Source organism: Aquimarina sp. EL_43 (assembly GCF_943422735.1).
GTDB classification, from domain to species: domain Bacteria; phylum Bacteroidota; class Bacteroidia; order Flavobacteriales; family Flavobacteriaceae; genus Aquimarina; species Aquimarina megaterium.
In genome coordinates this window covers 41,435-62,790 of record NZ_CALSBR010000001.1, presented here as the reverse complement: position 1 = coordinate 62,790, position 21,356 = coordinate 41,435, and the positions used below count along the sequence as shown (strand labels likewise).

At 32.7% G+C, this 21,356-nt stretch carries 26 protein-coding genes; 11 read left to right on the top strand and 15 right to left on the bottom strand.

What is annotated here, in order from left to right; translation table 11 throughout:
• Nucleotides 1–31: 31 nt before the first annotated feature.
• The 6 genes from NNL09_RS00330 to rsfS all read right to left on the bottom strand — a co-directional run bounded on the left by NNL09_RS00330 (nucleotide 32) and on the right by rsfS (nucleotide 4,814).
• On the bottom strand, nucleotides 32–298 hold the full coding sequence (locus tag NNL09_RS00330) for an acyl-CoA-binding protein (protein WP_025666713.1): 267 nt from the start codon (nucleotides 296–298) through the stop codon (nucleotides 32–34).
• 2 nt (nucleotides 299–300) lie between these two features.
• Nucleotides 301–948: a phosphatidylserine decarboxylase family protein gene (locus NNL09_RS00325; RefSeq protein ID WP_025666714.1), complete on the bottom strand. Its 648-nt coding sequence runs from the start codon at nucleotides 946–948 to the stop codon at nucleotides 301–303.
• Nucleotides 938–1,747 (bottom strand): phosphatidate cytidylyltransferase, encoded by an 810-nt coding sequence (locus tag NNL09_RS00320; protein ID WP_196910590.1) that lies wholly within the window; start codon nucleotides 1,745–1,747, stop codon nucleotides 938–940. Before NNL09_RS00320 ends, NNL09_RS00325 begins: the two co-directional genes overlap by 11 nt.
• Before the next feature lies 1 nt (nucleotide 1,748).
• A complete protein-coding gene (locus NNL09_RS00315; RefSeq protein ID WP_025666716.1) occupies nucleotides 1,749–2,360 on the bottom strand; it encodes an LUD domain-containing protein in 612 nt (203 codons plus the stop codon).
• Between the two features lie 116 nt (nucleotides 2,361–2,476).
• Nucleotides 2,477–4,429 carry an ATP-dependent zinc metalloprotease FtsH gene (gene ftsH / locus NNL09_RS00310; protein WP_196910589.1) on the bottom strand — a complete coding sequence of 651 codons (1,953 nt, stop codon included), beginning with the start codon at nucleotides 4,427–4,429 and terminating at the stop codon, nucleotides 2,477–2,479.
• Between the two features lie 13 nt (nucleotides 4,430–4,442).
• Complete coding sequence (rsfS, locus tag NNL09_RS00305) at nucleotides 4,443–4,814, bottom strand: ribosome silencing factor (protein ID WP_024770761.1); 372 nt, start codon at nucleotides 4,812–4,814, stop codon at nucleotides 4,443–4,445.
• An 89-nt stretch (nucleotides 4,815–4,903) separates the two neighbouring features.
• Here rsfS and NNL09_RS00300 point away from each other — a divergent pair, with 89 nt between their 5' ends.
• Nucleotides 4,904–5,635 carry a biotin--[acetyl-CoA-carboxylase] ligase gene (locus tag NNL09_RS00300; protein WP_025666718.1) on the top strand — a complete coding sequence of 244 codons (732 nt, stop codon included), beginning with the start codon at nucleotides 4,904–4,906 and terminating at the stop codon, nucleotides 5,633–5,635.
• On the opposite strand, the gene NNL09_RS00295 is transcribed toward NNL09_RS00300, so the two are convergent.
• Together NNL09_RS00295 and pyrE are read right to left on the bottom strand one after the other, a co-directional pair.
• Nucleotides 5,636–6,028 carry an SRPBCC family protein gene (locus NNL09_RS00295; RefSeq protein WP_196910588.1) on the bottom strand — a complete coding sequence of 131 codons (393 nt, stop codon included), beginning with the start codon at nucleotides 6,026–6,028 and terminating at the stop codon, nucleotides 5,636–5,638.
• A gap of 15 nt (nucleotides 6,029–6,043) precedes the next feature.
• Nucleotides 6,044–6,685, bottom strand: a complete 642-nt coding sequence (gene pyrE / locus NNL09_RS00290) for an orotate phosphoribosyltransferase (RefSeq protein WP_196910587.1) — start codon at nucleotides 6,683–6,685, stop codon at nucleotides 6,044–6,046.
• 8 nt (nucleotides 6,686–6,693) lie between these two features.
• Between pyrE and NNL09_RS00285 the strand changes: the two genes are divergently transcribed.
• The 3 genes from NNL09_RS00285 (at nucleotide 6,694) to NNL09_RS00275 (ending at nucleotide 9,169) form a co-directional block, all read left to right on the top strand.
• A complete protein-coding gene (locus tag NNL09_RS00285) occupies nucleotides 6,694–7,302 on the top strand; it encodes an NUDIX hydrolase (RefSeq protein ID WP_025666721.1) in 609 nt (202 codons plus the stop codon).
• 67 nt (nucleotides 7,303–7,369) lie between these two features.
• A complete protein-coding gene (gene lysM, locus NNL09_RS00280; RefSeq protein WP_025666722.1) occupies nucleotides 7,370–7,831 on the top strand; it encodes a peptidoglycan-binding protein LysM in 462 nt (153 codons plus the stop codon).
• A gap of 105 nt (nucleotides 7,832–7,936) precedes the next feature.
• Nucleotides 7,937–9,169, top strand: coding sequence for a glycosyl hydrolase family 18 protein (locus NNL09_RS00275; protein WP_196910586.1), 1,233 nt, complete (start codon nucleotides 7,937–7,939; stop codon nucleotides 9,167–9,169).
• 28 nt (nucleotides 9,170–9,197) lie between these two features.
• Here NNL09_RS00275 and NNL09_RS00270 read toward each other — a convergent pair whose 3' ends face one another.
• Nucleotides 9,198–10,943: a M14 family metallopeptidase gene (locus NNL09_RS00270; RefSeq protein WP_196910585.1), complete on the bottom strand. Its 1,746-nt coding sequence runs from the start codon at nucleotides 10,941–10,943 to the stop codon at nucleotides 9,198–9,200.
• 160 nt (nucleotides 10,944–11,103) lie between these two features.
• On the opposite strand from NNL09_RS00270, the gene NNL09_RS00265 reads away from it, so the two are divergent.
• A complete protein-coding gene (locus NNL09_RS00265; protein ID WP_196910584.1) occupies nucleotides 11,104–12,945 on the top strand; it encodes a SulP family inorganic anion transporter in 1,842 nt (613 codons plus the stop codon).
• A gap of 135 nt (nucleotides 12,946–13,080) precedes the next feature.
• On the opposite strand, the gene NNL09_RS00260 is transcribed toward NNL09_RS00265, so the two are convergent.
• Nucleotides 13,081–14,214 (bottom strand): hypothetical protein, encoded by a 1,134-nt coding sequence (locus NNL09_RS00260; protein ID WP_025666726.1) that lies wholly within the window; start codon nucleotides 14,212–14,214, stop codon nucleotides 13,081–13,083.
• A 312-nt stretch (nucleotides 14,215–14,526) separates the two neighbouring features.
• On the opposite strand from NNL09_RS00260, the gene NNL09_RS00255 reads away from it, so the two are divergent.
• The 4 genes from NNL09_RS00255 to NNL09_RS00240 are packed head-to-tail and all read left to right on the top strand — an operon-like array spanning nucleotide 14,527 to nucleotide 17,382.
• Nucleotides 14,527–15,264, top strand: a complete 738-nt coding sequence (locus NNL09_RS00255; protein ID WP_196910583.1) for a prolipoprotein diacylglyceryl transferase family protein — start codon at nucleotides 14,527–14,529, stop codon at nucleotides 15,262–15,264.
• Entirely contained in the window at nucleotides 15,261–15,716 is a 456-nt protein-coding gene (locus NNL09_RS00250; protein WP_051476101.1) for a lysozyme inhibitor LprI family protein, read from the top strand. The genes NNL09_RS00255 and NNL09_RS00250 overlap by 4 nt, the downstream gene beginning before the upstream one ends.
• A gap of 56 nt (nucleotides 15,717–15,772) precedes the next feature.
• A complete protein-coding gene (locus NNL09_RS00245; protein WP_025666729.1) occupies nucleotides 15,773–17,167 on the top strand; it encodes a radical SAM protein in 1,395 nt (464 codons plus the stop codon).
• Nucleotides 17,164–17,382 carry a hypothetical protein gene (locus NNL09_RS00240; RefSeq protein ID WP_025666730.1) on the top strand — a complete coding sequence of 73 codons (219 nt, stop codon included), beginning with the start codon at nucleotides 17,164–17,166 and terminating at the stop codon, nucleotides 17,380–17,382. Before NNL09_RS00245 ends, NNL09_RS00240 begins: the two co-directional genes overlap by 4 nt.
• 220 nt (nucleotides 17,383–17,602) lie before the next feature.
• Here NNL09_RS00240 and NNL09_RS00235 read toward each other — a convergent pair whose 3' ends face one another.
• A complete protein-coding gene (locus NNL09_RS00235; RefSeq protein WP_196910582.1) occupies nucleotides 17,603–17,896 on the bottom strand; it encodes a hypothetical protein in 294 nt (97 codons plus the stop codon).
• Between the two features lie 199 nt (nucleotides 17,897–18,095).
• Between NNL09_RS00235 and NNL09_RS00230 the strand changes: the two genes are divergently transcribed.
• Nucleotides 18,096–18,413, top strand: a complete 318-nt coding sequence (locus NNL09_RS00230; protein WP_025666732.1) for a roadblock/LC7 domain-containing protein — start codon at nucleotides 18,096–18,098, stop codon at nucleotides 18,411–18,413.
• A 41-nt stretch (nucleotides 18,414–18,454) separates the two neighbouring features.
• Nucleotides 18,455–18,829 (top strand): hypothetical protein, encoded by a 375-nt coding sequence (locus NNL09_RS00225; RefSeq protein WP_025666733.1) that lies wholly within the window; start codon nucleotides 18,455–18,457, stop codon nucleotides 18,827–18,829.
• A gap of 79 nt (nucleotides 18,830–18,908) precedes the next feature.
• Here NNL09_RS00225 and NNL09_RS00220 read toward each other — a convergent pair whose 3' ends face one another.
• The 4 genes from NNL09_RS00220 to NNL09_RS00205 all read right to left on the bottom strand — a co-directional run bounded on the left by NNL09_RS00220 (nucleotide 18,909) and on the right by NNL09_RS00205 (nucleotide 21,355).
• A complete protein-coding gene (locus tag NNL09_RS00220; RefSeq protein ID WP_025666734.1) occupies nucleotides 18,909–19,367 on the bottom strand; it encodes a GyrI-like domain-containing protein in 459 nt (152 codons plus the stop codon).
• An 86-nt stretch (nucleotides 19,368–19,453) separates the two neighbouring features.
• A complete protein-coding gene (locus NNL09_RS00215) occupies nucleotides 19,454–19,843 on the bottom strand; it encodes a VOC family protein (RefSeq protein ID WP_196910581.1) in 390 nt (129 codons plus the stop codon).
• Between the two features lie 9 nt (nucleotides 19,844–19,852).
• Nucleotides 19,853–20,308 (bottom strand): pantetheine-phosphate adenylyltransferase, encoded by a 456-nt coding sequence (gene coaD, locus NNL09_RS00210; protein WP_025666736.1) that lies wholly within the window; start codon nucleotides 20,306–20,308, stop codon nucleotides 19,853–19,855.
• Nucleotides 20,309–20,356: 48 nt separating this feature from the next.
• Nucleotides 20,357–21,355: a D-alanine--D-alanine ligase gene (locus NNL09_RS00205; RefSeq protein ID WP_196910580.1), complete on the bottom strand. Its 999-nt coding sequence runs from the start codon at nucleotides 21,353–21,355 to the stop codon at nucleotides 20,357–20,359.
• Between the last annotated feature and the right edge of the window lies 1 nt (nucleotide 21,356).

The window sequence follows — 21,356 nt, the reverse complement described above, 5'->3', positions numbered from 1 at the left end:
AAAGGCCTTGATCAAATCAAGGCCTTTTTTATTAGTCGATAATATATTTATTTACCAATTCTATGTATTTTTCTTTAGCTTCTTTTGGGGTAAGGTTTTTTGCTTGAAAAAATGCATTTAATTTAAATGCATTTCTAAGCTCACTGTCTCCTGATGGGGTAAAAAAACCTTCTGTATGCGTTGCTCTTTTGTAATATGCATAGAAATGAAGCATGATATCGGGAGGCAATTGTATTTTAGTATTGCAGGCGCGCTCATATGCGTTATCGAAGGCGATATTTAATTCTTCTTCGGTCATGATTAAAGATTAGCAATAACACTTTCTCCTCCTTTTACTTTTTGATTTAAAGTAACATTTACATCGGTTCCTATAGGTAAATATACATCTACTCTTGATCCAAACTTAATAAAACCGCTATCAGAACCTTGAACTACCTTTTCTCCTTCCTTAGCATAATTTACAATTCTTTTTGCAAGTGCTCCTGCTATTTGTCGATAAAGTACTTCTATACTATTATTTTTTACGACAACGGTAGTTCTTTCATTTTCTTCAGAAGCTTTAGGGTGCCAGGCTACAAGGTATTTACCAGGATGGTATTTGCTAAAAATAACTTCGCCATTTATTGGATGACGTGTTACATGAACATTTACCGGAGACATAAAAATTGAAACCTGTAAACGATTGTCTTTAAAATGCTCTTTTTCGAATACTTCTTCGATAACTACTACTTTTCCATCAACAGGTGCAACTACAGTACTATCATTTACTGTTGTATGCCTTTTAGGATTTCTGAAAAATTGCAAAATTAAGATCAGAAATACTAATGTAACCGAAAATATAGCGATTTGCCATTCATCGATCTGAATAGCTACGTATGAGGCCAAATTAATGCCTAGAAATAATACAAGTGCTACCGATATTATTTTATATCCTTCTTTATGAAACATGCTTTAATATTTGTAAAAATGCATATAAAAATGGGCTGGCAAATATAACACTATCTAATCTGTCATATATGCCGCCGTGACCTGGCATTATAGTGCCACTGTCTTTAACTCCAGCCTGTCTTTTGAACTTAGATTGGATTAAGTCTCCCAGAGTTCCAAAAATACTCATAATTATGCTTATAATCAACCAAATGCCTATGGATAAAGTATTGGTGAATATGGCGATTAAATATCCCGCTAATAATGAGAAAATAAACCCTCCGATAAACCCTTCTATAGTCTTTTTTGGAGATATTCGTTCTAATAATTTATGTTTTCCAAAATTTTTACCCACCAAATAAGCAAAAGTGTCATTGACCCAAGTGATTAAAAATGCTCCCGCAATAATGAAAGGTTGATACTCTCCTGTATAATAAGGTACAAGAGTTAAAAACACGATAGAAGTGATTAGATAAAAAATACTGGTATGATATTTTCGTTTCTCGAACATTGGGATAATACGAATCGTAACTAAATCTTTTACCAAAAACAATTCTGTGATAATGGTAAGAGTTAAAACAGGGAGAATAAGATAAAAATATAGCTTATCCTGAAATATGTTTAACACCGCCAAGAGGATAATAAATATTACATACAATCTTTTATTTCTAAGATAAATTAATTTTTGAAATTCATATATAGCAATTACTCCAAAAACCAAAAAGATCCCAATAAAGGTATATCTATTGATACATATACATAGTAGTAAAATAGAGACATATAAAAGCCCCGATAAAGATCTTGTAAGCAGTTCCTTCATATTATAAATCTTCCAGCAGCAGCAAATATAAATTTTTTGAACTATTTCCATAGCTTAAGAAATCCTTTTCTTTTTGCGGTTCAAAATCTTTGATTGTAGTAATGTTAGAAGGAATAGAATTTTTGTTTTTATTTTTTATACCTTTTAATCCCTCGCCAATACTTTTAACTAGTTGACTGGTAGCAGCTAAGATTACAAAATTATCAGGAAGCTCGGTAAGTTTTTTCTCTCTAAGTTGGTTCGAGGATACTAATATAGATCCGTTATCTGCAATTAAATATTCACAAGTAGCAAAAAAGAAAGAAGCAGAAAAGCTTTTAACATAATTTAGATTGAAACCAGAGAATTTATGTTCTAAAGCAATATCAAAACAACATACGTCTTTCTCATACCAATCATTTTCCAAAAGAATCTTGTCAAAAGAATCAGAGACTTCATTTTCATCATCACAATAAAGAAACTTACCACCGTTTCTTTTAAAATTTATCATAAAGCTTTCATCAATCGGTAGATCGATTTCTGGCATATATTTACTGCGATCATCTAAGTGACGTTCTTTACTCTTTTGGTCTGATTTAGATTTTGAGGAAAATATTCTTCTAAATAGACTCATTTTTTAGATTGGGATTGGGAAATTACGGTTTTACATTACCTCCAAAGATAAAAAAAATCTTAACCTAATATTCCGTTAGGTTAAGATTTTTCAATTTACAAGTAAAAATAATATGTTTAAGAAGGTTCTTTAATGATTTCTTCTTCTTTTTTGCCGAATGGTCTTTCGCCAAAAATTTTCTCTAAGTTATCTTTAAAAATCACTTCTTTTTCTAATAAGACCTCTGCTAATTCTGTTAGCTTGTCCTTATTTTTTTCTAATAATTTAATTGCACGTTGATACTGCTCTTCAATTATATTCGAAATTTCTTTATCAATAAGTTCACTGGTTTGTTCACTATATGGTTTTGTAAAATTATATTCACTTTGTCCTGAAGAATCGTAGTAGGTAAGATTTCCTACTTTATCATTTAATCCATATACAGTAACCATAGCTCTTGCCTGCTTAGTCACTTTTTCTAAGTCACTTAGGGCACCTGTAGAGATTTCATTAAATATAACTTTTTCTGCAGCACGACCTCCTAATGCGGCACACATTTCATCAAGCATTTGATTTGGTCGTACAATTAGCCTTTCTTCTGGTAAATACCATGCAGCACCTAGAGATTGTCCTCTGGGTACAATAGTAACTTTTACCAGTGGAGCAGCATGTTCTAACATCCAACTTACAGTTGCGTGACCTGCTTCATGAAAAGCGATAGCTCGTTTTTCTTCTGGAGTAATAATTTTATTCTTTTTCTCTAATCCTCCTACAATTCTATCTACTGCATCAAGAAAATCTTGTTTCCCAACTGCTTTATTACCTTTTCTTGCGGCAATCAAGGCAGCTTCGTTACATACGTTTGCAATATCAGCACCAGAGAACCCTGGAGTTTGTTTTGCCATGAATTCGGTGTCGAGTTCATTTTCAACTTTCTTTAATGGCTTTAAATGAACATCAAATATTTCTTTACGCTCACGAATATCCGGAAGATCTACATATATCTGACGATCAAAACGACCGGCACGTAATAATGCTTTATCAAGTACATCTGCACGGTTGGTAGCAGCTATAACAATTACATTGGTATTTGTACCAAAACCATCCATTTCTGTAAGTAGCTGGTTTAATGTGTTTTCTCTTTCATCATTAGATCCCGAAAAATTACTTTTACCTCTGGCTCTACCCACAGCATCAATTTCATCGATAAAAATAATAGCAGGAGATTTCTCTTTTGCTTGTTTAAACAAATCTCGAACACGAGAGGCTCCAACACCAACAAACATTTCTACAAAATCTGATCCTGACAGAGAAAAGAATGGCACTTTTGCCTCGCCAGCTACAGCTTTTGCTAATAATGTTTTACCAGTTCCCGGAGGTCCTACTAGTAAAGCTCCTTTAGGGATTTTACCTCCCAAAGAGGTATATTTTTCTGGGTTTTTAAGAAAATCTACAATTTCTTGTACTTCTTCTTTGGCACCTTCTAATCCAGCTACATTTTCAAAAGAAACTTTAACTTCGGTATTTTGGTCAAAAAGCTTAGCTTTAGATTTACCAATATTAAATATTTGCCCTCCGGCACCACCACCAGAACCACCACTCATTCTTCGCATGATGAATATCCATACTCCGATTATAAGGGCAAACGGTAAGAGGGTGATAAAAATTTCTCCCCATACATTACTTTCAGTATCATAATTTACCTGGGTTGATAATCCATTCTCTTTTTTTATTGTGGCAATTTTATTTTCAAAATTCTGTAAGTCACCAAATTCAAATTGATAATCAGGGTCATTGGGACTTGCTGGCAATAGGGATTTGCTCTTGTTTTTTTGATGCTTATCTAATGATTTAGCTTCACCGGTAAGAAAGACCTTAGCATTTCGGCGATTTACAATCACTACTTTTTCTACTTCTCCGTTACTTAAAAACTCCTGGAATTCAGAAGGAGAAGTAGTGGGAGCAGATCCTAGTCCGCTTCCACCCATAAAATTCAATATTAAAAAACCAACAATAATAATTGCATAAATCCAATATGCACTAAACTTTGGTTTTTTATTCGGTTCTGTTTTTTTATTTTCTTTCGCCATTTACGGTGTTCTTTTAATAATTCGTTTCGATAACTGTAGTTTTTGCATCTCCCCAAAGTCCTTCTATATCATAGAATTCTCTGATGTGTTTTTGAAAAACATGCACAACAACATTAACATAATCAATTAATACCCATTCTGCATTTTCACTACCTTCGATATGCCAAGGTTTATCTTTGAGTTCTTTACTTACCGTTTTTTGGATAGAGCTTACAATTGCATTTACTTGCGTATTAGAAGTTCCGTTACAGATTACAAAGTAGTTACATACTGTATTTTCGATATCTCTGAGATCTAAAATATTAATATCCTTACCTTTTACTTCTTCAATACCTTTTAATATTTGAGTAATTAATTGATCGTTACCGATTTCTTTTTTAGTCATGCATTTTTTTAATTTGTGTAAAGTTATTACTTTTTATGATTTTAATGTCTGTATTAGTCGGACATTTGTAAAACTTTTACACCTTATACATGCATATAATCAAAGTTGATGCCATTGACTCTACAAATACTTTTCTAAGAGACTTGAATCGTGAAAAGCATTTTACAACTCCAGTTTGCGTAATAGCAAGAAAGCAACTATTGGGTAAGGGACAGATGGGTACAATTTGGCAAAGTAACCCAGGTGAAAACCTTACATGTAGTGTGTTTATGCCTATTGAGAGATTACCGTTAACAGATCAGTTTTATGTTTCTATAGCTACATCATTGGCTGTTTGTGATACTTTAAATCGTCTTATGGTACCTAAATTATCTATAAAATGGCCTAACGACATTCTGTCAGATAGGCAGAAATTGTGTGGTATTTTGATAGAAAACGTGGTAAAGAATGGCAGTATGATCGGAGCTATTATTGGGATTGGAATTAATATTAATCAAATAGAATTCGATAACTTACCTCAAGCAGGATCTTTAAAACAAGTTTTAGGCCAGAATTTAAATATCGAAGAAGTTTTACAATCTTTATTAGTCCAGTTAGAAAAACGATTTTCTGAGTTATGTGTTTCTAATTTTGTAAACCTCAAAAAAGAATACGAAGCAGTACTTTTTAGAAAAAACAAACCCTCTACATTTTTAGATGTAGAAGGCGAATCTTTTGTTGGAATTATCAAAACTATTACCAACGAAGGTAAGCTTCAAGTCTTAATTGAGGATGAAATCATTTCGGATTTTGATCTCAAAGAGATTAAACTATTATACTAATTACAGTTTACCTATATTTTCTATTAGAGTATTGATAAAATTCTGGATGGGGTTTTTAATCATCATCGACATCATAGCATTAAACTGCCCATCAAAAGTAAGTTTTGCTGTGCTTTTTCCATCTCCAGAATCAACAATATCTGCAGTTAATGTAAAAGGAAGCTTATCACTAGCAGCTCCAAGAACAACCTGACTTGGGCTCGTACTTTCTTTTTGATCTAATACTAATTCTGGCATTCCTTTTAATTGGAAAAGAAATCTGGAATCACTTATTTTTTCAAATTTTTGCTTACTTTCTGGCATAAGCTGTTCAAAGTTTTCAACTTTAGTCAAAAAATTAAATACATCTTCTGCCGTCTTATTTACAGTAACAGTAGGGCTTTCTAAGTTCATAATGTTATTAAATTGTTATATGTTCCACTCGGCAGGATTTGTTTTCCAGCTTTGTAGTGTTTGTTGTTGTTGTTTTGTAATGTATTCAGTATCAACTGCCTGTTCCAAAAGATTCTCATAGTTACTTAATGTATGCAAAGACAATGCCGCTTCTTTAAAATTCTGCACTGCAATATCAAAACCATAATTAAATATAGCTACCATTCCTTTTACGTTAGCATCGGCCTCTTTTAGTGCTTTTACAGCGTTAAGACTACTTTTTCCTGTGCTAATTAAATCTTCGACAACCACAACATTTTTATGGGTAGGAACGATACCTTCAATTTGGTTTTTTCTACCGTGTTTCTTCGCCTCAGGGCGTACATAAATAAAAGGAAGGTCTAATTGTTCTGCAACCAGAATACCAATACCAATAGCGCCTGTAGCAACTCCCGCAATTACATCGGGTTTACCATATTCTTTTTCTATAAACTCAGCAAGATGCTTACTCAGGAAATTCCGAATTTCTGGATAAGAAAGTGTAATTCGATTATCACAATAGATAGGAGATTTCCATCCAGATGCCCAAGTAAATGGTTCTTGTGGTTTTAATTTAATTGCATTAATTTGCAGTAGTAGTTCAGCAGTTTTTTTTGCTGTATCTTTATCAAAAATCATAGTTGCAAATGTATAAAGTTTTTGTGAATAATACCCCTATTATTCTGTCTACAAAAAAGTCGATCGAGGATTATGAAATGATCCCGATAAAAGAAGCTAGCTTTCCAACAATTATAAGAGATATTCTAAGTAAGGAGGCAATACATGAAGAAGCAAAATATCATCTCTATCATAAAAAAGAAGACAAACTAATAGAACATTTATATTCGAAATTACCAGTAGTGGTTGCTGGAGGGGGAAAGGTGTATAATGAAAATAAAGAAATTTTGTTTATTCGCCGTAATGGAAAATGGGATCTGCCAAAGGGTAAAGTTGAAAAAAAGGAAGATATGGAAACCGCTGCAATGAGAGAGGTAGAGGAAGAAACAGGGGTTTCGGGATTAGAGATTACCAAATTCTTGTATCGAAGCTATCATATCTTTAAAAGAAATGGAGAGTTTAGACTAAAGGTTACGTATTGGTTTGAGATGAAAACCAAGTATAGTGGAGAGTTAGTACCACAAAAAAATGAAGGGATTACCAAGGTAAGATGGAAAAATACTAAAAAAGCTAAAAAAGCTTTGCAGGATTCTTATTCGAATATTAAGCTATTGTTTTCACATGATTATTTGTCATAATGTTGTTTTTTAATTTTATTAAAAATATTTTTACTATATAATCAATTACTAACTAAAACAAAACATTATGGGTTTATTTTCATTTATTAAAGGAGCAGGAAAAAAGCTGTTTGGTATTAAAGATGAGGCAGTTAAAGAAGAAGCGGTAACGCCAAAAAGTAAGACCGATTTATTAAAAGCCGAAATTGATCGGCTAGGTATACCTGTTTCTGGTCTTGATGTATCTGTTTCTGAAATGATAACAGTATCAGGGCAAACAGAAACTAATGCAGATAGAGAAAAGATTATTCTGGCAATGGGTAATATTGATTGTGTCGGTTGTGTAGAGGATAATATTACTGTGACTAATCCAGAGCCTGAGGCTAAATTTCATGTGGTTAAGAGTGGAGATACACTTTCAAAAATATCTAAGGAAGTTTATGGAGACCCTATGAAATACAATGTTATTTTTGAAGCAAACAGACCAATGCTCGAACATCCCGATAAAATTTATCCAGGGCAAACATTACGAATTCCTGTAATGAGTTAATATAACAACTAGATATAATATAGAATGAAAAAGGGAGGTATGTTATCTCCCTTTTTTATATGATAAGGAGTAATTAGTTCTAAAATTTAATACTCGATAATAAAAATGAAAATTCATATATTCTCAGTTCTTTTTCTAATTCTTTTTTTTGCTGTTGCCTGTAATACTAAAGAAGGTAAAGAAAAAATCATATCTAGTGATCCGGATTCTACGAACACATATATAGGTCCCAATCATTCACATTATACACAATTTTCTGACTATAATTTTACAACAGAACAACAATGGGATAGTCTTAATAATGTCACTCATCATTTTAAGCCTGCGTCTGGGTATAATATTCATAAAGATTATAAAACTTTTGGGTGGCACATATTTTCTAGAGGATCTGCCTATAAGAGTTATAATTTCTCATTATTATGGGGAGTTTCTTATTTTTCGTATATGGTTAATGCCGAGACAGGAAGCTATGATAATATCCATCAATGGAAAACGACTGCTTTGGTCGATAGCGCAAAAGTGAATAATTGTAAGGTGTTTCTTACGGTTTCTAATTTTGGTGAAAAAAGAAATGCTCAATTTTTAAAGAATCCAAAAGCCCAAAAAACTCTTGCAGATAGTTTAAGTGTATTGTTGGATCTTAGAAAAGCAAATGGTATAAACATAGATTTTGAAGGAATCTCATCAAAAGATAAAAAAGAATTTAATCAATTTATTGTTACATTATCAGATCGATTACATAAGATAAATCCTGATTATATGGTTTCGGTGGCATTATATGCAGTTGATTATCATAAAATATTCGATATAAAAACAATTGATTCTTCCATCGATTTTTATACACTTATGGGGTATGATTATTATGGAGGGTTTAGCGAACATGCAGGACCAGTTTCTCCATTAAAAAGCAGTAAAATTTGGGGGGTACACAGTGTTGAATCTTCTGTAGATTATTATATGAATGAGGGTGTTAAGCCAGACAAGTTAATAGTAGGGTTACCTTATTATGGAGATAAGTGGAAAACCCAAAATACTCCTATACCAAGCAAAGCCGAAAAATTTCTTTCTCACGATATGTATAGCACAACTCGAGAATTGCTTGATACAAAAAAATATAAGATTAGTTTTGATACCATTAGTTCTACACAGTATGGCATATATGAAGAAAAAGGAGTGACAAAACAACTTTGGTTCGATGATAGCCTTTCGTTATCCTATAAATATGATTGGATTAAACATAAAAAACTAGCTGGAGTAGGAATATGGGCTTTGGGCTATGATCATGGTTATACCGAATTATGGGAACTTATGGCTGACAAGTTTGGACAAAAACAATAGATAGAGTCCCTATTTGCTTTGTCTTAGTTTATTTCAAAATTCGATATATAGGATATCTCATGTGTGCTTCTTCATAATTATTAGATTGTTTATGTATCCAATCTAGTTGCGCATACCAGTTATTAGCAAAAGCTGTATCATTTTTCTTGTCCTGAAACAGCACTCTTAGCTCGTTATTGTTTCTTAATAATTCTGCAGCTTTATCCTCCCATACATAAGGAGAAAACCCTTCTTTCTGTTGTAGAATAGTATCAAAAAAATTCCAATTAAAGAAAGAATCCGGAGCTTCTGGCTCTAAAGTTTCCATAAGATATCTAAAAGCTTTTTGATCTGTTTTAACAATGAGATCTCCTTTTTTTAAAGTGACTTTCTCAATATTTTTGTTAATCGAAACCCGGTAATGTAGATAGTGCCCTTCATAAGGCGATGTTCTGGTCTTATAATCTTTAATATGATATACTTCGGCAGTAATTGTAGAATCTTTTTCTAGCGGCTTAAACTCTACTTGATTGAGCGTTAATAACTCAATTACTCTCCACCTACCCTGAGGAATAATATACGCTTTTGGGATACTTATCTCGGTGGTTGGAGTAAAGTAGTTTTTATAGGTTATTTCTTTTGTATATGGTTTGTTCTGGTGATATTTTAATCGTTTTGCTCCTGTGATCTCGCTATCCACATATTCTCCTTCGTATCCTTTAAAATCAAAACTAGTAATCTTGGTAGTATCTACTTTCCAGTGTGTTGGATATGTTTTTTGTTTAGCTTGTTTGGCAAAGGTTTTTTCTCGTAATGAACGAATTTTAGCACCATCTTTTTCTGTGATTTCAATCATAGATTTCATAAGTTCATAAGTACCTTCAACTCTTGGTTTGTAGGGCTTTAACATATGTGTCTCTACCATCATTCCCAAAGTATTCCAAAGGGTTGTATATCCCGTAGAATACCGAGGAGAGTCCATAAACTGAGTCCAGCCTTTTTCGGGAGTAGTTCCCCATACATTCACATAGGGCGTAATATCCCATTTTTTAACTTCGAGTGATGCTTCTAGTTGTGGGTGCATTTCTTTATGTAAATAATTTCCTAATTCACCACCTAATTTATTGTGTTGAGTAAACAAATGAGTGAGCGTATATTGGTAATCTGCACCGTTACTTACATGATTATCAATAAAAACATCAGGTTTTGTTAAATGAAATACTTTAGCAAAAGTCTGTGCATTTTTGGTATCATTTTTTATAAAATCTCGATTCAAATCATAGTTGCGCGCATTGCCTCTAAAACCATATGTTTTGGGACCATTTTGATTGGTTCTCGTTCCCGAATTTCGATTTAAGGCTCCTCCAATATTATATATAGGGATAGTTGCCAAAACTGTAGTTGAAGGAGCATTAATTTTGCCCTGAGCAATATCTCTAAACAACAACATTGTAGCATCAATACCGTCACTCTCACCAGGATGAATCCCATTATTAATTAAAAGTACACGTTTTGTTTCTCTAATTTTTTCAAAATCAAAAACAGCATCAGGATTTAGTGTCACAATATGCAAGGGATTACCACTATCGGTCATTCCGATTTCCTGTATATGAATTGAAGAATAGGTTTCTGCCAAATTTTTATAATATGTAATAACTTCTGGATATGTTGGGGTTTCGGTTCCATTACTTTTTTCGAAAATAGTAGTGAAGTCAAAATCTTGAGAATTTTGCTTTTCAGAGGTATTACAAGAAATAATGCTTAGAAAGCTAACAATGAGAGTAATTTTTCGCATCCGTATTGTATATAAGAAGGCTAAATATACTAAAGATTTCAAGTTTTAAAATTCTATGTAAGGATTTAATATAATTTTATGAGATATATGATTATGAAGCTTGTTTTACTTGTAGAGCTATAAAATAACTGTATTTTTGCAGCCTCAAAATATCACAACTATGACTGAGTTTGTAAGAAAAAGAGTAGCGAATGCTAAAAATGATATTTTATCCGGGTTAACGGTAGCATTGGCCCTGGTTCCCGAAGCGGTTGCCTTTGCCTTTGTGGCTGGGGTAGATCCGTTAGTAGGGTTGTATGCCGCATTTATGATCGGATTGATCACTTCTGTTTTTGGAGGTCGACCAGGTATGATCTCTGGTGCTACAGGAGCATTAGCAGTTGTTATGGTTACCTTGGTTGCAGAAGGAAATGAAATGGGTGCCCCCGGAGAAGAGTTAGGATTATATTACCTTTTTGCAACTGTTATCCTTATGGGGATTATACAAATGTTTGCCGGAGCGTTTAAGCTGGGTAAATTCGTACGTTTGATTCCGCATCCTGTAATGATGGGGTTTGTAAATGGTTTGGCAATTGTGATTTTCCTTTCGCAATTAGGGATGTTTAAAGAAGTTGAGAAAGATGTATTTAATAATAACAAATACGTTACAGAATCTCTTGAGGAAAAATTTGAAATTAGAGAAGATAACATTGTATATGATATAACGACAAATAAAGCTTTGTTTAGTTTTGAAAACAATAGATTGTCTGATATCGATTCTAAGGAAGGAAAATATATAGTGTATGAGGGACAGGTTTTTGATCTGAATACCAAAGAGGTAATCTTTAATTATAAAGATAATGTGATTTATAGTATTGCAAAAAAAGGAAAAGCAAAATCCTGGCTACCTACAAATCAATTATTGTTAATGCTAGGACTGGTATTGCTTACGATATTAATCATGTGGGGATTACCCAAATTAACAAATAAACTTCCAGAAGCATTATTGGCTATTATTGTAGTTTCTGCTATAGTGATTATAGGAAAGTTGGACGTGGCTACCGTAGGTAGTTTTATTAGAGATGGAGGAGGAGAAGGCCTTAAAGGAGGTTTGCCACAGTTTCAGATCGATATTTTTAAGAAAATCCCGTTTACCTGGGAGACATTTCGTTTTATAGCGCCCTATTCGATCATTCTTGCTGCAATTGGATTGATAGAGTCATTAATGACTTTAAATCTGATTGATGAATTAACCGAAACCAGGGGTAATTCGAACAGAGAATGTATGGCCCAGGGAGGCGCCAATATCATTACAGGACTTTTTGGCGGAATGGGAGGTTGTGCAATGATCGGTCAATCAATTATTAATATTAAAGGTGGTGGGCGAACCCGGCTTTCTGGTATTGTGGCTGCTGTAACATTATTGTTGTTTATCCTATTCGCTTCGGGATTAATTGAGCAAGTTCCTATTGCTGCACTGGTTGGGGTAATGTTTATGGTTGTCATAGGGACCTTTGCGTGGTCTAGTTTTAGAATCCTTAATAAAATTCCTTTGGCAGATGCTATTGTATTGATAGCGGTGTCTTCATTAACTGTATTCTTTGATTTGGCAATAGCAGTAATCGCAGGTGTTATTATGTCTGCCTTGGTATTTGCATGGGAAAATGCAAGACGTATTCGTGCAAGAAAACATATCCTCGAAGATGGTACCAAAGTTTATGAAATATGGGGACCCCTTTTCTTCGGAAGTATCCAGGCATTCAATAATAAATTTGATGTTGCAAATGATCCTGAAAATGTAGAGATCGATTTTATAGAATCACGTGTTAGTGATCATTCGGCATTAGAAGCTATTTTTAATCTTGTAGGAAAATATGAAGATGCAGGAAAGAAAGTAAAAATTAAACACCTTAGTGAAGAGTGTCAGGCTCTTATGATAAAGGCTTCTCCTCGATTGGCTAGTGTTATAGAACACGATATCGATGATCCAAGGTATCACGTAATGGCAGAAACAATGGAGTAAAATGTTGGTTTCTTACTAACAAGAGAAAAAAGATAAATTAATAAATGAAAACAGGGGTATGATTTTTAAATCATACCCCTGTTTTTTTACTCATATACAAGTTAGTGTCTTTATAGACACAACAGTCTATGTTTTTTAATTACTTGGAGTAATTTCTGCTTTGCTATCTAACCAGATGTTTGCTCCTGTAAGCTTATCAATTTCAAAACTATATGAAGTAGTAGCAGTATCGAATTGTTGAGAATAATTGTTTGGAGTGTTAAACTTAGTAGTACCATAGTTAAAACTTAATCCACACATTTCATAGCCAGTACTTAGTTGGTATTCTATTTTTAATTTAGTTTCACTTATTGAAGAGATGTTTATATGACCTACTTCTTCACTATTAGTAATATCACATCCATTAGGGTTAATAATTAGTTCTATGTCAACTCCTGCCTCACCTCTACTATCAAGGAAAGTATAGGCAAAGAAAGTGTTAAAAATGTCGTTTTCACATTTTCCACACTCTTCATGGTACCCATATGCTTGAACACACTCAGGCTTACATTCTTGTTTGCAATATCCAAAAGATCTTACCCAATCACCATAGTAAACACAACTCCACCATCCATAGTAACTATATTGTTGATCTAAAGTTTTGTCATAAGCAAAAGATGTATAATAACAATGACTGTCTTTGTTATATACTTTAGAATACGCTACAATTTCAAAACAATCAAGATCTATTGATGATAATGGAATAACATAAGTAGCTTTTTTCATCCCTCCGTAGTAATAAGGGAAAGCTTTGTAATTAAATTTACGAAGGTTAGGAAATCCATTAGAGTAAAAAGGTATATTTTCTTTTGCCCCAATATAGATGTATACCTTTTTCATAAGGTTACGATCGTTGGCCTCAAAATTTAAGTATAAATTTTCACCATCATTAGATACGGTAACACTACCAACCTCTAGTTTTCTAGATCCAACTAATAGTGGCATAGTTGTAGTTTCACCACAAGCTTCAATGTCAACATCTGATGGTGTAAGTAACGTGTAGTTACAATGTCTGTAGCTTTTTGAATTAATGTCTGTTGTAAGGATAGGTTCTTCTTCTTCTAATTGTAATTCATCTTCTATTCCTTCAGAACCATCATTTTTAATAAAATCTGGCTCAATAGCAGTTTTTTCAGATTCAACAATAACTTCATTTTCATCTTTGCTACAAGAAGAGAAAATTAAAAATAAAGCAATGAACCAATACCCCAATGCGTAATTTGTTTTCATATAAAGTGTTTTTAATTAATTAGTGCGGCAAAACTAACAAAAAAGTGCATTTCTGGTACTAAAAAAATTAAATAAATAAATAGAATTTTTGTTGTATATTACTGGAAATTAAATAAATAGGTTTATTCTTACAAGTGGCCTTATAGATTTTGATGAAGTGCGAAATTAATCGTTAGAAGTATGCGTTTTAGGGGAGATTTCTCCTAAATATTTTTGTTACATGCGAAAAATTTATTGTTTAGAATAGATTTTAATTATTCAAATTCTATAAATAAACTTATATTTCGGTTATAAAATCGAATTAAATACTGCATGGATATCCCTTTTGAACCTATTGTCTTTGGCTATAAAGTGAATATCCATTTGATTTTAGAATACACAGCTTTCTTTATTGGATTTCGATATTATGTATATCTTAAAAAACGCACTCTGGATCCTATTTCATCATCAAACAGATTATCTATAATCATTGGAGCGGTATTTGGGGCATTTTTTGGATCTCGTTTTTTTGGTTTTTTAGAACATCCGACTTTTTCTTTCGATCTAGAATATGTGGTTCGACTATTAAGTATAAAAACTATAATGGGAGGTCTTTTTGGTGGTTTGCTAGGAGTAGAGTTGGCTAAAAAGATAATTGGCGAGAAACATTCTTCGGGTGATTTATTTACGTTTCCCATTATATTAGGAATTATCATAGGAAGAATAGGCTGTTTTTTAGCTGGAGTTAAAGAGTTTACCTATGGTAAGCAAACCACTTCATTTCTAGGAATGGATTTGGGAGATGGTCTTTATAGATACCCGATAGCATTATTTGAGGTTGTTTTTCTATTGGTTTTATGGGGAGTTCTGAAACGCTTTCAAACAAAATCCAAAACGGAAAGTGGATTGCTGTTTAAGTATTTCATGATTTCTTATTTTCTATTTAGATTTTGTATTGAATTCCTGAAACCTAATACTTTTTTTCTACTCGGCCTTAGTAGTATTCAGTATTTATGTATCTTATGCATGATTTATTATCGAAAAACTTTACGACAAATAGTTTTCAAATGAGCAAAATCAGGATAATCATAATTATATGGTTTTTAACCTGCCTAAATGTTATAAATCTATCTGCTCAGGATATATCTGATGCTTTGCGATTAAAAGAACTATCATATATGAAATATGCTAAAAGAGCAGATTGTAATAGTACTATGGGAACCACTCTTGAGGACAGAATTTGTTTGAATCTAAAGTTTCAACAGACTGATTCTATTATGAATGTGAAACTCAAAAAAATGTTGCATACTATTACTAATGACACGATAAAAACCACCATCAAAACTTATCAAAATGCTTGGGTACATCATAGAAGAATGAAAAGTGAAATTGTTTCAGAAGGATACAGAGGTCACATGCTTGGGATTATATACCTTGGGTGTATGGTAGAAACAACAATGCAGCGTATTAAAGAAATAGAGGAGTTATCGGATAAAATGATTGATCATGATACAGATAATTAAAATAATTCTTCAATATCCATTTGTTTCGGTATATGAATTTCAAAAAAAACAGATAAATGCCCACTAGAAATTATACGTATTACGATTTTACATTAAGTTTATGTCCTACTTGTTTAAAAAGGATTGAAGCCAAAATTGTTTTTGAAGAAGATAAGGTATTTATGCTCAAGCGATGCCCAGAGCATGGTAGATCTAAAGTTTTGATTGCAGATGATATAGCCTATTATAAGAACATTAGAAATTATAATAAACCTTCTGAGTTTCCTTATAAATTTAATACCACTACAGATTACGGGTGTCCTTATGATTGTGGATTATGCCCTGATCATGAGCAGCATTCGTGTTTGTCGATTATCGAAGTAACAGACCGGTGTAATTTAACTTGTCCTACCTGTTATGCTTCTTCATCTCCGCATTACGGAAGGCATCGATCATTAGATGAAATAAAGAAGATGCTGGATACAATAGTTAAAAATGAAAAAGAACCAGATGTGGTACAAATAAGTGGGGGAGAGCCTACAATACACCCTCAGTTTTTTGAAATTCTGGACTATGCCAAACAATTACCGATCCGACATCTAATGGTAAATACAAATGGAATACGTATTGCAAAGGATATTAAATTTACCCAACAGTTAGCAAGCTATATGCCAGATTTTGAAATCTACCTACAGTTTGATGCATTGGATGCCGAAGTATTGCAAAAATTGAGAGGAGAGGATCTTACCAAAATTAGAAAACAAGCGATTGAGAACTTAAATAGTGTAAATTTATCGACTACCCTGGTCGTGACTTTAGAAAAAGGATTAAATGATACTTTAATTGGCGATATACTAACATTTGCAACACAGCAAAAATGTGTGAGAGGTGTTACATTTCAACCTACTCAAATAGCAGGACGATTAGAAGATTTTGATACACAAACCGATAGAATCACATTGACCGAGGTGCGAAGAAAAATTTTAGAACAATTTCCGGTTTTTGAATCCGATGATCTTATCCCGGTGCCTTGTAATCCAGATGCTTTGGTTATGGGATACGCTTTAAAAAATGAAGATGGAATCCTACCTCTTACCCGATATATTAATCCGGCAGATCTGTTGGATAATGGTAAAAATACGATTGTATATGAGCAGGACGAAGCGCTACATGGTAAAGTCCTGGAGTTATTTAGTACCGGAAATTCTGTAGAAACAGCTTCAGAAAACCTAAAATCTATAATGTGCTGTTTACCAGAGATCGATGCTCCGGATTTAGGATATGATAATCTGTTTAGAATTATAATTATGCAATTTATTGATGCCTATAATTTTGATGTACGAGCGATTAAAAAGTCTTGTGTACATATTGTAAATAAGGATTATAAAATCATTCCTTTTGAAACGATGAACTTATTCTATAGGGATGATAAGCAGGAGTATTTAGAACAATTAAGAAAAGAAACGATATGATTGTAAATACCATTTTTTTGGAAGTAGGTAACCTCGATGGATTAGTGTATTTAATTCTTTTAATCCTCTTAGGTCCTCCGATATTTCTCTCGATTATAGGCCTAATCTTATTCAAAACTAAAAATCGAAAAGCAGGGAAAATTTTCTTTATCCTTGCCGGGATATACCTTGTTGTTGGATTAGGAATCTGCGGAGCTCTTATGGTTGGGTTTTAAGATCAAACCATTACAAGTAATTGTATTGTAAAACAATCTATAGTAAATCAAGCCTTATGTTTGGTTATAAAAACGATTTCTTAAAGTATATTAAATCACTTCGTTTATAGAAACACTATATCATATATGGTAAAGAATTAAGAGATTTGTTTTTACATTAGTTTACTAATTTTTATTAATGTTTCTATCTTATCATTACAATGATAAAATAGAAATCATACTAAAAACGACTTCTTCTTTTTCCAAAATAGCCTCCTTTTATTTTTTCGGTATATGTTTTTGTAGATTGAGCTGCGTCTGTAGAATTGTTAGCACCCGATTTTTTTTTCTTTTTAGAGGAAATTTCTGCCTCCTTTTTAGTTAATCGTTCTATTACTTCAGAAATATCCTCGGTAGAAACATCTTCGGTTTTTTTAGAAACTTGTTTTTTTCCAACTCTGTAGGAATTAAACTTTTCTTTTCGAGTTTTTAAAATTGCCTTTAATTCAGGATTTGGTAGATTAATTAGCGTCATAGTTTAGACCTCATTTTATATTGTTAGGTTTTCTTTTAAATCAATTTAATAATTTGTAGGAATTTTTTTACAAAAAATATTTAGTACAAGATACAAATAATCGTTTAAAAGTGAAAAAAAACGATGAAAGAATTTTTTTAAAAGATTAATGTTTCTATATTTACCAAACAAAGAACAAAAAACATCCTAATTTTAGCCCATGATTGATCTGAAAAAGATTAAAGAAGATACCGAAGTTGATAGCATTGTTATTGCCGATAAAAGTGGTAATGTAATAGATGCACTAGGTACAAAACATGATACTAATATTGCCTTGATGACAGAAACAGCCTTTTCGATGTGTGATGATATGGTCAAAGATTTACTTAAAGGAGACCTTGATCAATTGATGGCTAAATCTTCAAAAGGTTTTCTTATCGCAAATAGGATTAAATCTGATTCAATCATATTAGTGGTATCAAAAAAAATGTCAAAACTTGGATTACTACTTAAGTATATGAGCTCTTTAGAAAAATAATTTTATAGAAAATATTATTAATAATTAAATTAAATTAAACTATGTCAAATTTTTTAGAACAATTCATCGAAGATATTAAATCTAATGTGCCGGGCTATATTGCTGTTACCGTTACAGAAGTAGGTACAGGGGTATGTTATGCTTCTAATTCTGATAAAAAAGATTTTGATCCAGAAATCGCTTCTGCTTATAATTTGGAGGTTGTAAAAGCTAAGAAAAATGCTATCGAGGCGTTAGGTTTGAAATCTAAAGTTCAGGATATTATAATTACTCTTGATGGTCAAATTCATATGATCGATGTATCTGAAAACGGTGAATATTTTATTTATTTGGCGGTTGACTCTACAAAAGCAAATCTCGGGATGACACGTGCACTCTTGAAAAAATATAAGAAAGATGTTGTTTCGCAACTATAATCAAAGGACTTTTTATGTAAAAATATTACTTTAAAAGACTTCACAATGTTAACATTGTGAAGTCTTTTTTTATGATAATTTATTCAATTGCTACAAAAATATCTACTTCGGCATCTGTAGGGTTTACAGCATCTTCACCATATATTTCAAAATCGGTAGTGTATGTTCTATCCAGGTCTATTTCCCATATATCGACCCATTTATCATAGATGACACCTTTGGTAATATCTCCTTTGACCGTAAATCGAGAGTAGATACTTTTTTCGATTTGTACACTGGTCATTCCTGGTGGGATAGTGTCTAAATTTGCAACTTTACACCCTATAATTGTAGTATATCCTTCGGTATGGTCACTTTCATAATCTGTGTATACGGCATAGATAGAATCTTCAAGTTTATTCGGGATCTTATGCATTGTACCTTCAGACATAAAGGTATTCCATAAATTAGGAATGTCTTCTGCAAATTGTTCATTTTTTTTAGTTGTACGTACCGAAATCCCAACGATCCAGAAAGGTTCGATTTTTGTTTTTATCATAATTATTTGATGTTAGAAATTAATAGTACAGCAAAACTAAATGCAGATAGTGACAAAGGTATGTCAGGAAGGATTTATAATTTGCATTATTTTAACTCAAGCAAGTCCCATTTGGTACCATATAAGTCTTCAAAAACAACAACGGTTCCGTAGGGTTCTTCTCGTGGTTGTTCCAGAAATAAAACTCCTTTAGATTTCATGGCATGGTAATCTCTCCAAAAATCATCGGTATGAAGAAATAGAAAAACCCGACCACCTGTTTGATTTCCAATTGCTTTTTCCTGTTCGGGAGTAGCTGCCCGAGCTAAAAGAATAGTAGTCTCGGTTTGATTGTTAGGAGCAATAAGAACCCATCGTTTTTTGTCATCAAGTCTGGTATCTTCTATAAGTTTAAAATTGAGCTTTTCTGTGTAAAACCGAATCGCTTCGTCATAATCCTTTACAATCAAAGCAATAGCTCCTATTTTTCTTTCCATAGTAGCGTGTTATTTTACACGAACTGTATCTGGGACTAGTTCTGAAACATCTCCACCATTACGAATTACATCACGAACAATAGAAGAAGAGATATAACTTTTACCAGAAGAGGTTAATAAAAATACTGTTTCGATATCCGACATTTTTCTGTTGGTGTGCGCGATGGCTTTCTCAAACTCAAAATCACCTGGATTACGAAGGCCTCTTAATATGAATTCGGCATTTTGTTGTTTACAAAAATCAATGGTTAGCCCTTTGTAAGTCATTACTTTAATTTTTGGCTCATCCTTAAAAGCTTCTTCAATAAATTGTTTTCGCTCTTCAAGAGAAAACATGTATTTTTTCTCAGAATTTACGCCTATGGCAAGGATAACTTCATCAAATAGGGTAAGGCCTCTTTCGATAATGTCATAATGTCCTAATGTAATGGGGTCAAATGATCCGGGAAAAACAGCTCTTCTCATTGGTGATTATTAATTATTGCATTTACAAAGATACTCCAAATTATAAATTTATAGATGGCACTTCTGTTTTTGTAAACGTATACTGGATTCTATGGCATTAGAAAATAATTCTTTTAAGCTAATTCCAGCTTTTTCTGCTTGTTGCGGTAAGATACTGGCTTCACTTAATCCGGGATTAGTGTTCATTTCTACAAAATAAGGTTCTCCGTGATGAAAAATATATTCGCTTCTTGAAAACCCTTTCATTTTTAAAACCTGATATACTTTTAAGGCCAGATCTTTAACTTTTTGAGTATCCTCATCAGATAAACGGGCAGGAGTGATTTCTTCAGACTTACCCATGTATTTGGCTTCGTAGTCAAAAAACTCATTTTCAGATACAATTTCAGTTATTGGTAATACTGTATCTTTTCCATTATGTTGAATAACTCCTACAGAAACTTCGGTTCCGCTTAAAAAAGATTCTATAATAATCTCATCATCTTCTTTGTAAGCTACTTCTATTGCGGGTAGAAGATCTTCTATAGTTTTAACTTTAGAAACACCATAACTACTACCAGCTTTATTCGCTTTTACAAAGCAGGGTAATCCTACAGTATCTATAATTGCTTTAGTATCTATGGTATCACCTTTATTTAAAAAATAGTTAGTAGCAGTGGGTATTCCATAAGGTTTTAAAGCACTAATACAATCTCGTTTGTTAAAAGTAAGCGCTGCAGGGTAAAAATCACAAGCCGTCTGCGGAATCTCAATTAATTCAAAATATGCCTGTAGCAAACCATCTTCACCAGGAGTGCCATGAACAGTGTTAAAAGCAGCATCAAAAGTAATTTTAGAGCCTTCTAGGGTTAGTGAAAAATCGTTTTTGTCAATACGATACTTCTGATCATTATCATCTATATAATACCAACCATCTTTGGTTATATGAACACGAAACGGAACATATAAATCTTTATCCAGATACTTATATACTACATTTCCACTTTGAATCGAGATTTCAAACTCGCTAGAATACCCGCCCATTAAAACGGCAATATTTTTCTTCATA